We start from the raw sequence: 10,316 nt of genomic DNA, 5'->3' as shown, positions 1-10,316 counted from the left end.
AAAGATCAACACGCCCTAGTAATCTTCTAGATAACCATCGATGAAATCTTCTTCTTCAAGGTCGACCTCTTCAGGTTCAATCTCGGCTTTGAAATCACGACGTTGAATGTAAACATCACGCGTTAATGCATATGGATCAGGAGAGCTATCCAACAGCGCTTCTTGTGATACTAACTGAGCACGTGTTTCCATGCCTTCAAATGCCCACTTGCCTAAGCTAGCCCAGAAATTCAAGAACGACAGAGGCACATACATACCATCGACGGTTTCAGTCACTTCTCGAGTTGTTAGTGGACCATAACCCGGCACCATGAAGTACGGACCATTTCCTACCCCGTAATGACCAATCGCATCAGAGAACGACTTATCATCGTACTTGGTGATCCCAGCTTCGCTAGCAATATCGATTAAGCCTAACAAACCAATCGTTGAGTTAATCCAAAAACGATTGAAATGGTCGAGTGCTTTTTCACCATTGCCCATAATAAGGTTATTCACCATGCTTGATGGTTCGTCTAAGTTGGCTAGGAAATTGGAGATACCAGAACGCACTGGCACAGGGGTGTAGTCAACATAAGCGAGGGAAACAGGGCGAACTAAGTAAGGATCTAGATATTCGTAGTTGATATCCCACATCGCTCGGTTGAAACCTTCAAAAGGATCATTGGAGTGGGACTCTTCGACGTATTCAGAGGTTTCGAGGTTATCATCGTCAACACTTTCGTCCGGCGCGCTTGAACACCCAACCGTTAAGCTTGCGATAAAAAGTAAACTCGAGAGTCTTAAAACACTGACAGACATATCACCTTTTCCATAAGGAATTCAAATAATAAAAAAGGCCAGCAATCGCTGGCCTCAATTGTTTGGCTAAGTCTATACCGTTTATCTGCAAATCGGAATAGATAACACCTATGTAAAGTGATGATTAATATTGCTTATTGATATCAATGGTAACTGGAGCGCCCAATTCAACCACTTCACTTTCACCGTACCAATCACCTTCGCGAGTTGAAACGTTGCCGTCTGTATCAAGCCTAGCTCTAACCATCAGTGTTTCAAGGCTAGACAGCTCTTGCCCTTCCAGCATGCTGTTGCCGTCATCTAGCACAACCGTACGAGGGAAAGTCCCTAGTGGGTAGCGTGCCGCTGCGATAGGCATTGGAGAACCATCAGCTCTGTGTACTGACACAATTAACACTGAGTTAGGGTCAGCATTCACGTCTGCAGATAGATCGAGCGTTACAGCAACAGTCTTACCTTGGTCGACACCCATAGTGTCGCCCATTTTCTTCTGAGCACTTTCAATACTGCGCGAAAGCATTTCATAGCGACTGTCTTGTGGACCAATCATCTGTTGCATGATGCTCCAGTACTTCACAGCACCCGGGTAGTCTTGACGCTCAAACGCATCAAACGCAAGCAGTGAGAACACACGAAGGTCAACGTAATCGTTTTGAATCAAACGGCTCAAAATCAAACGAGCTTGGTTTTGATCAGCTTCATCGGGAGAAAGCATCAGTGCTTGTGCGAAACCTAACTGAACATCTTCATTCTTAGGTTCAAGCTTGTAAGCTCGTTCCATAGAATCTTTTGCTGTTTCAGCGTCGCGGTTAGCCAGTGCAATACGACCGAGTAGCAACCAACCTGTTGAATCTTTTGGTTGGTAATGCAGACGAGTACGAAGCGCTAGAGTCAAATCTTCCAACTCATCATCCGTTAGTGCACCACCTTCCGATGACATTAGCTTTTTAGACAATTCAGGAAGGTTCGAGCTCACTTCTTGCCAGTGTTGAACTTTGTCCAACGCACCGAACTTAAAGTACATACCATAAGTCACAACGACGACAAGGATGATCGACGGTACAACCACACCAAGCGTAGAGATTTGAGTCTTCTTCATCTCTTCTTGTGCAGGAACATCATCAAGCAGAGACTGTTTCAAATCATCGATCAGTTCTTGTTGGTTATCAACAAGACCTTCCTCTGCTTCTACTTCTAACTCGACAAGACGGTCTTTATAGAATGCTTTGTTCAACTCGTCGCGAAGCATTTCGTCATTGTTTGCCTTCTTGTTAATGAAAGGCAGAACAATTAAGAAAATTGCCGCTAGCGAAAGGATAATGGTAGAAATCCAAAATAGAGTCATTACTTCTTATCTCCGTCGTTCTCTTCATCGAGTAACGCTTTTAAGCGAGCTTCTTTGTCTGCATCCCAGTCTTTATCTGACTCTACTGCCGCTTTCGATTTTGACTTTCTGCTTCGCAAAATGATCAAGCCAAATCCAAACACAACCACCGCAAACGGACCAATCCAAAGGATCGATGTTGCTAGTGTCAGTGGTGGATTGTAAGTCACAAAGTTACCGTAGCGAGCAATCATGTAATCAATGATATCTTGCTTCGACTTACCGTCTTTTGTCATCTCGTACACTTTTTGACGTAAGTCGACCGCTAACTCAGCGTTCGAATCACCAATCGTGTTGTTCTGACATTTAGGGCAGCGTAGCGTATTACTCAACTCTTTGAACTGCTGCTCTTGATCTACGGTATCAAATTCATGAAATTCGATAGGTGCAGCAGAAACCGTCGCTGAGATTGCGAACGTAGCAAATAGAGTAATCAATGCCTTTCTAATCATTTCGATTCCTCCAACAACTCTTGATACATCGGCTCAAGCGTCGATGCCCAGTTGGTCGGGTTCACATCACCAACATGGCGGTAACGAACCACACCGTTAGCATCAATTAGGAAAGTTTCAGGTGCGCCATACACGCCGAGGTCAAGACCTAGCATGCCATTACCATCAAACAGGCTGATTAGGTACGGGTTACCCAGCTCTTTTAACCAACCAACCGCTTTATTGCGATCATCTTTGTAATTAAGACCAATGATCTTAACCCCTTGACCAGCAAGTTTGTTCAGGTAAGAGTGCTCTGCATAACAAGTAGGGCACCAAGTCGCCCATACGTTAAGAAGCAACGGCTCACCTTTAAAGATAGCTTGATCATGCAGCTTACCTGGTTGCTCTAAATCTTCTAGGTCAAACTCAGGCACAGGCTTACCAATCAATACGGATTCAAGCTTAGTTGGGTCATCACCCGACTGGTTGCGCATTAATTGCGTTGCAAAGATTCCAGCTAGAACCATGAACGCAATCAATGGAATGAATAAAATCTTCTTGTTCATTCGGATTAAGCCTCCTGCTCTTCAGCCGACTTTTTGGTTGGCTTACGGAAACGGTAACGACGGTCACTGATAGCAATAGCGCCACCAATCGACATGATCAAAGAGCCTGCCCAGATCCAACGTACAAATGGTTTGTAGTAGATACGTACAGCCCAAGATTTGTTGTCGTCTAAACGTTCACCCATCGCGATGTAAAGATCGCGCGTTACACCACGGTCAATCGCTGCTTCCGTCATCATAGACTTAGCGGTGGTGTAGAAACGTTTTTCAGCGTGAAGCGTGTTGATGTATTTGCCTTCTTTAGTAATTTCAAAGTCAGCAATGTAACCATCGTAGTTAGGACCATCTTTGTCACGAACCCCTGTAAACAGGAAGCTGTATTCTTCAAGCTGGTAGCTTTCACCAGGTGCCAGACGAACATCGCGTTCGATGCTGTAGTTTTGCACCATCGCGATACCAATCACTGTCACAGCTAAACCGATGTGACCACACACCATCGCCCAGTGACTACGAGGCAACTTAGTTAGACCTTTCATAAACGTATGACGGTGAGTCGCACGTTCATGCAGCTCAAAGCCGTGCATGAAGATGATCCAGAATGCCATTACCCAGCCAGCAAACGCAGTACCACTGAAGCGGTCAGCCAATAGAGCAACCATTAGCGCACTCAAGCCCAGTGAGAATGCACCTGAAATCAGCATTGGTTTAACAAGCTTAGACAGGTTGTCACGTTTCCAGCGGATCAGAGGACCGATACCAAGCAAGAACGAGAACGGAATCATTAACCAAAAGAACAGCATGTCAAAGAATGGAGCACCGATAGATACCGATCCCAAGCCTAACTGTTTGTGAACTAGTGGTAATAACGTACCTACTAACACAACCACTAGGGCTGCAATCAATAAGATGTTGTTACCAAGCAGTGCGTTTTCACGAGAAACCAGATCGAAGTTACCACGAACACGAACCGATGCGCCTTTAACAGCAAACAACAGCAGTGAACCACCGATAACGAAGACTAGGAAACCTAGGATAAACATACCGCGAGCAGGATCCGACGCAAACGCGTGAACCGATACCAAGATGCCTGAACGAACTAAGAATGTACCTAGTAAGCTTAGCGAGAATGCAGAGATAGCCAGCAATACTGTCCAAGCTTTAAATGTGCCACGCTTTTCTGTTACCGCTAGTGAGTGCATCAGCGCAGTACCAGCCAACCAAGGCATGAATGAAGCGTTTTCTACTGGATCCCAGAACCACCAGCCACCCCAGCCAAGTTCGTAGTAAGCCCACCAAGAGCCTAGTGCGATACCTACTGTTAGGAATAACCAAGCTGCGATTGTCCAAGGACGAGACCAACGAGCCCATGCCGTATCTAAACGACCACTCATTAGAGAAGCGATGGCGAAAGAGAACGCTACCGAGAAACCTACATAACCCATGTAAAGCATTGGCGGGTGAATAATCAAACCCGGGTCTTGCAGTAGTGGGTTCAAGTCGCGGCCATCTACAGGGAAGAAAGGCAATGTACGTAGGAACGGGTTAGACGTTACGATAATGAACAGCAAGAAGCCGACAGTAATCAAACCCATGATAGCCAGTACGCGAGCCACAGACTCTTGAGGCATACCACGGCTAAACGTCGCTACTGCAACTGTCCAACCCGCTTGGATAAGAACCCAAAGCAGTAATGAACCTTCGTGAGCGCCCCAAACCGCCGTAATTCGGTAGTACCAAGGCAGTTGGCTATTCGAGTTACTTGCTACGTATTGAATCGTAAAATCATTGGTGTAGAACGCGTAACACAAGATAAAGAACGAAATCGCTAAGAATCCGAACATACCCCACGACAACGGTCGTGCGCTGTTCATCAATAATGTGTTATTTCGAGCGGCTCCATACAATGGGAGCACGCTTAGCAGCAATGCAAGTCCCAAGGACAGGATCATCGCAAAATGGCCGATCTCGGCTATCATTGAGCATTTCCTTCTTTTTGTTCAGTCGTGTATTGCAAAGGCTCATGGGTTTTCTTCATTGCTTCCGCAACTTCAGAAGGCATGTACTCTTCATCGTGCTTCGCCAACACCTCAAACGCTTCGATTGTCGTTGCATTTTTAAGAACACCCTGAGCGACAATACCTTGGCCTTCGCGGAAAAGATCAGGAAGGATGCCATCGTATAGAATTGTTACTTTAGGGCCTACATCTTGCAAATCAAAGCTTACACGTAGTGATTCATTGTCACGGCTTACAGAGCCGACTACGACCATGCCACCAATACGTAGGCGTTGACCAACTTCAGGTTTCTTACCATCTTTGCCGTTGACCAGCTCAGTTGGTGTGTAGAACAGATCCATGTTCTGGTTAAGTGCGTAAACCATCAATCCAACAGTCGCACTGATACCAAAAAAGATCGCTAAGACAATGCCCAGCCTCTTTTTACGTCTTGGGTTCATAGAGTGTTCTCCATATTTTTTGCTGCATCGATACGAGCTTGACGATCAATCTTAGCTTGTACTTCATTTAGTAATTGCTTACCACGACGAACGCTTACGACCAGTAAAATGATCATCGCGAGAAATGTGATTCCAAATGCACTCCATACATAGGAGGCATAGCCTCCCATGGCAAAGAAATCACTCAAAGATTCAAAATACATAATTACCTACCCTACTACGCTTTTTCAGCCGCAAGCTTGCGAACCCATGGACGGTGACTTTCTTTACTGATGATTTCGTTACGGAAACGAACCATAGTCACAGCACCAAAGAAAAAGGCGAAGCCGAAGATGTTAAGAAGAAGCGGCCATAACATGTCACTTGAAATAGAAGGCTTGTCGAACTTAGTGATCGTCGCGCCTTGGTGAAGTGTGTTCCACCACTCTACTGAAAAGTGAATGATAGGTAGGTTGATGACACCAACGATAGCCAAAATGCCTGCCGCTTTTGCTGCTGTTTTTTGGTCGTCAAAAGCGTGGTGTAGTGCGATCACACCCAAGTATAGGAATAGAAGAATCAGCTCTGAGGTTAAACGCGCATCCCAAACCCACCAAGCACCCCACATTGGTTTACCCCAAACTGCGCCAGTTAGTAACGCAATGAAGGTAAACACAGCGCCAATCGGTGCCATCGCCAGTGCGGCCATGTCTGATAGCCTTACCTGCCATACCAAACCGATAAAGGCAGCAATCGCCATCGACATGTAAACGCCCATCGACCAGATTGCAGACGGAACATGGATGTAGATGATACGGAAGCTATCGCCTTGTTGGTAATCAGAAGGCGCAAATGCAAGCCCCCACACGGTACCGACGGATAGACACAATAGCGCTAGGATCGAAAACCATGGCAAAAGTTTACCAGCAAGCTGATAAGAGGTTTCTGCTTTGGCATAGGGATGGAGCCATTTCCACATGTTGTAATCTCACTCTTACTTCATATTGCTTACAGCTATTAAAGCTATAATTATAATAATTTTATTTGTCTTGCTTTCAGTTTTATTGACTCTATGAGTTCAATCGACACATTTGGTTCACATTGGTTATACGATAACGGAACCCCAATCAGTTCACACTTACTCTAAGTGCGGCACTGATCGCAAAAGGCGTCATAGTCATCGCACCCATTAACATTGCCCCAAGCACCGCCAATTGACCGTTGTATGCAACGCCCAAAGCCGCAGCGTCAATTGCTGACGTCGCGAAGATTAAAATGGGGATGTAAAGCGGCAAGATTAACAGGCTTAACAGGACTCCGCCCTTCTGTAACCCAACGGTTAACGCAACACCAATCGCACCAATAAAACTCAATGCGGGTGTTCCTACCAGCAAGGTCAACACAACTGAGAGCCATGTATCAAAATCTAAAGACAACAAAACAGCCAATAATGGGCTGATTAAAATCAATGGTAACCCGGTCAACAACCAGTGTGCTATGACTTTGGACAATACTACCAACTGCAACGGGATTGGCATCAGCATCATCTGTTCAAGGGCGCCATCTTGAAAATCATCACGGAAAAGACGCTCTAAAGAGAGCAATGCAGAGAGCAAAGCGGCCACCCAAACAATACCCGCAGCAATACGCGCAAGTAGGTTTGGCTCTGGGCCAATACTCAAAGGGAAAAGCGTGATAACAATGATGAAGAACCACAAAGGGTTAAAGATATCCGCTTGACGTCGAAACGCGATAAGCAGTTCGCGTCGGATAATCGTGGTCATTGAAGAGATCATATTACTCACCCAACTTTATTTTTCTTAGTTTCGGGCTATCAGCAAACATATCTTGGTGTGTGGTTAACAACACAATGCCACCGTTGTCTGCATGCTGAGAAAAAAGAGATTCGAGAACTTTCACGCCCTGCTTATCAATGGCAGTCAGCGGCTCATCAAGAATCCACAACATTTGCTTGCTCAACCAAAGGCGAGCCAACGCAACTCGGCGTTGTTGGCCTGCTGAAAGTTGCCCCGCAGGTACGTCTTCTCTGCCCGCAAGCCCGACTTGAGCCAGCGCGTGATAAAGCTCTTCTTTGCTGGTACCGCCACTGTGAATCGACTGATAAAAGCTCAGATTCTCATAAGCACTAAGCTCGCGCTTTACGCCTGTTTGGTGACCAAGAAAAAGTAAATTTTGATGATAAACATCTCGACTCGATTCAATAGACTCACCGTCCCAAGAGATAGTGCCGTCATCGCGATCGCCTAAGCCAGTAATAATCCTAAGGAGTGTCGTTTTCCCGGTACCGTTACGACCTTCAACTTGAACCAGCTCACCTGGTTTCAATTGAAAAGACAACGATTCAAACAGAATCCTGTCGTCACGAATAGCAGTTAAATTTGAGACTTCTAGCATAGGTAAATTTAGTCGAGTAATGAGAGCGCTATAGTAGCACACCAACATGGTGACAAAACAGGACTAGGCGTTTTCGATAGAACAAAGTCGGTAAGAAACTGTTACCACCTCATCACAATTTACACATTTTCATCAACAAACAAGATATTGTCGTAGATACAAGCACTTATAAACATCGTTCTATATAGACCGGGCAGGCATAAAAAAAGAAGCCGAAGCTTCTTTTAAGAGGAATACGTAATAAACATCAATTGCTCAATACGAATTAAGCGCTCAATTTAACGACGTCGAGGCGGGTCTCTGCGATCGCGAGAGGCATCGGGTTGCTGATCGTACGATGAAGGGTCACTTCTCAACGAAGGGATTTTTTCCTTACCCGCGAGCTTATTCTGTAGAGACATCATTAGCTCAGCTTCCGCTTTAGGTAATTCACACTCTTCGATCAGTTCGTTAATCCCGGCACCAAGCTGAACCATTTTCGTTGCACGTGTGTACAAGCGTCCATCGGTGTCAGCATGTTCCAACTCAACAATACGTTCATTCAAGTGCTTTATCAGATCTTGCTGTTCCGTCACTTTCTGGCCAAGGCCAACCACAACAGAGCGAACCTCAAGTAATTGCTTACTCGATTTTTGAAGCTCTTTGTCCAAGTTACGAACTTGCAGGCGTGACTGATCGAGCTGCTTTTGAATCGCACGTTTTACTTTGCTAATCAAAATCAGGATAAATAACGTAAAAACCCCAACGCCTGATATCAGAGCGACAGGGCTTAAAGGAAGCGCTTCAAACATTACAGGTGAGCCATCTCATCCCATTCGTCTTCGCTTAGTAGTTTGTTTAGATCTACTAAGATAAGCAGCTTGCCATCTCGGTTACTTACACCTTGGATGAACTTAGCACTTTCATCAGTACCAACACTTGGCGTTGTGTCGATTTCGGAAGAACGTAGGTAAACCACTTCAGCAACGCTATCTACTAGAATGCCAATTACTTGACGCTCAGATTCAATAACGATGATACGAGTGTTGTCTGTGATTTCACCTTGCATCAAACCAAAGCGAGAACGAGTGTCGATAACAGTAACAACGTTACCACGTAGGTTAATAATACCTAGAACGTAATCTGGAGCACCCGGTACTGGAGCAATTTCGCTGTAACGTAGTACTTCACGTACTTGCATTACGTTGATGCCGTAAGTTTCTTCTTCTAGCTGGAAAGTCACCCATTGAAGTACTTCATCATTCGTTTGCTCTTTTCTTACTTCAACTTCACTCATATGAGACATAGATAATCCTCTTGCCGTCGTTACCGACCACTATTATTAACTTGATGCTTATTGTTAGCCCAATGCTTATTACTAGCTTAATGCTTTTACATCTAGCCCTGCGTTTAGCATGGCGATTAATGCTTCAACATGAATCAAAGCACACATTTTTTCTTTTACCATACCAGCGAGCCATGGGCGTTTCCCTGCCATTTCTCGCCAACGTACTTTGTCTGTATTAAGTAGCTCGGTGCCTTTGAGCTCTGTGCCCGCCAGGCCCCACAAGCTCTCTCCAAGCATCACTATATATTGATAGTTTTCTTTGTATTCGTCACCTGATAGTTTCTCAGACATCACCCATTTTGCGGTGTCGACCACATCTAGCTGACTATCACGGTTGGTTTGTAAACCCAAATACCAAGCTGGCTTACCAATGATATGACTTAACTCTTCAAGGCGATGGATGCCGCCAAGCTCATCAAGTGGCACCGCAAAGGTCACGCCGTTTACATCAAAATACAAGACTTGAAAGTCTTCTTTGCGAACCGTACTTTCCCAAGAGGTAAACTGGTCAGCACCTCCTGCTTGAGTTTCGGGTTCAATAACTGTCTCGGGATCAGGAACGTCAAGTTCAGGCTCAACAGCCTTAACTTCTACTTGTTCCGTCTCCAACGATTCAGCTTGTAACTCTTCAATTTGCTGCGATTCAACAGGTGGCTCTACAACAATTGATAAATCGGGTTCTGGAAGATTCCAATCCTGAATCTCTGGCTCTTCGAACACTTGAACAGACTCAACCGCGGCATCAAACATTTGCATGTCTGCTTGCTGGGCGATTTTCTGGGTGTTCTGATCCATCAACTCATCAAGGTTCAGTTCATCAACAACATTGGTCGCCTCTAAACGACTCAGTAGTTTCTGAACATCTTCAAGGTTAGGAACCTCAAACTCAGCCGCGCGTATTTCTGCGTAGCTAGAGTGGTGACTCGAAAATTGGCGCTCTGGCTCTGGCTCTGGC

At 45.3% G+C, this 10,316-nt stretch carries 13 protein-coding genes; all 13 read right to left on the bottom strand.

Annotated elements, in window-relative coordinates; all coding sequences use genetic code 11:
* Positions 1-15: 15 nt before the first annotated feature.
* Entirely contained in the window at positions 16-801 is a 786-nt protein-coding gene (locus AB4371_RS06675) for a VacJ family lipoprotein (protein ID WP_017071951.1), read from the bottom strand.
* Between the two features lie 124 nt (positions 802-925).
* Positions 926-2,146, bottom strand: a complete 1,221-nt coding sequence (ccmI, locus tag AB4371_RS06670; protein WP_017066363.1) for a c-type cytochrome biogenesis protein CcmI — start codon at positions 2,144-2,146, stop codon at positions 926-928.
* Positions 2,146-2,637: a cytochrome c-type biogenesis protein gene (locus AB4371_RS06665; protein ID WP_017066364.1), complete on the bottom strand. Its 492-nt coding sequence runs from the start codon at positions 2,635-2,637 to the stop codon at positions 2,146-2,148. Before AB4371_RS06665 ends, ccmI begins: the two co-directional genes overlap by 1 nt.
* Positions 2,634-3,185 carry a DsbE family thiol:disulfide interchange protein gene (locus AB4371_RS06660; RefSeq protein WP_017066365.1) on the bottom strand — a complete coding sequence of 184 codons (552 nt, stop codon included), beginning with the start codon at positions 3,183-3,185 and terminating at the stop codon, positions 2,634-2,636. Before AB4371_RS06660 ends, AB4371_RS06665 begins: the two co-directional genes overlap by 4 nt.
* A 5-nt stretch (positions 3,186-3,190) precedes the next feature.
* Positions 3,191-5,161: a heme lyase CcmF/NrfE family subunit gene (locus AB4371_RS06655; protein WP_048661502.1), complete on the bottom strand. Its 1,971-nt coding sequence runs from the start codon at positions 5,159-5,161 to the stop codon at positions 3,191-3,193.
* Positions 5,158-5,640 carry a cytochrome c maturation protein CcmE gene (ccmE, locus tag AB4371_RS06650; protein ID WP_017064106.1) on the bottom strand — a complete coding sequence of 161 codons (483 nt, stop codon included), beginning with the start codon at positions 5,638-5,640 and terminating at the stop codon, positions 5,158-5,160. The genes AB4371_RS06655 and ccmE overlap by 4 nt, the downstream gene beginning before the upstream one ends.
* A complete protein-coding gene (gene ccmD, locus AB4371_RS06645; RefSeq protein WP_009848525.1) occupies positions 5,637-5,843 on the bottom strand; it encodes a heme exporter protein CcmD in 207 nt (68 codons plus the stop codon). Before ccmD ends, ccmE begins: the two co-directional genes overlap by 4 nt.
* A gap of 14 nt (positions 5,844-5,857) precedes the next feature.
* Entirely contained in the window at positions 5,858-6,598 is a 741-nt protein-coding gene (locus AB4371_RS06640) for a heme ABC transporter permease (RefSeq protein WP_017064107.1), read from the bottom strand.
* Positions 6,599-6,746: 148 nt separating this feature from the next.
* A complete protein-coding gene (gene ccmB, locus AB4371_RS06635) occupies positions 6,747-7,415 on the bottom strand; it encodes a heme exporter protein CcmB (protein WP_017060658.1) in 669 nt (222 codons plus the stop codon).
* Between the two features lies 1 nt (position 7,416).
* Complete coding sequence (ccmA, locus tag AB4371_RS06630; protein ID WP_017060659.1) at positions 7,417-8,034, bottom strand: cytochrome c biogenesis heme-transporting ATPase CcmA; 618 nt, start codon at positions 8,032-8,034, stop codon at positions 7,417-7,419.
* Between the two features lie 278 nt (positions 8,035-8,312).
* A complete protein-coding gene (locus tag AB4371_RS06625) occupies positions 8,313-8,825 on the bottom strand; it encodes a DUF2802 domain-containing protein (RefSeq protein WP_017060660.1) in 513 nt (170 codons plus the stop codon).
* Complete coding sequence (locus tag AB4371_RS06620) at positions 8,825-9,319, bottom strand: chemotaxis protein CheW (RefSeq protein WP_017064109.1); 495 nt, start codon at positions 9,317-9,319, stop codon at positions 8,825-8,827. The genes AB4371_RS06625 and AB4371_RS06620 overlap by 1 nt, the downstream gene beginning before the upstream one ends.
* Before the next feature lie 72 nt (positions 9,320-9,391).
* Positions 9,392-10,316: chemotaxis protein CheW (locus tag AB4371_RS06615; RefSeq protein ID WP_372082571.1), on the bottom strand; the 925-nt coding region annotated here is incomplete at its 5' end.

Origin of the sequence: Vibrio sp. 10N.261.51.A3, from assembly GCF_041471965.1 — a bacterium.
Taxonomy (GTDB): Bacteria; Pseudomonadota; Gammaproteobacteria; order Enterobacterales; family Vibrionaceae; genus Vibrio; species Vibrio crassostreae_C.
This window is presented reverse-complemented; position numbering and strand designations above follow the sequence as displayed.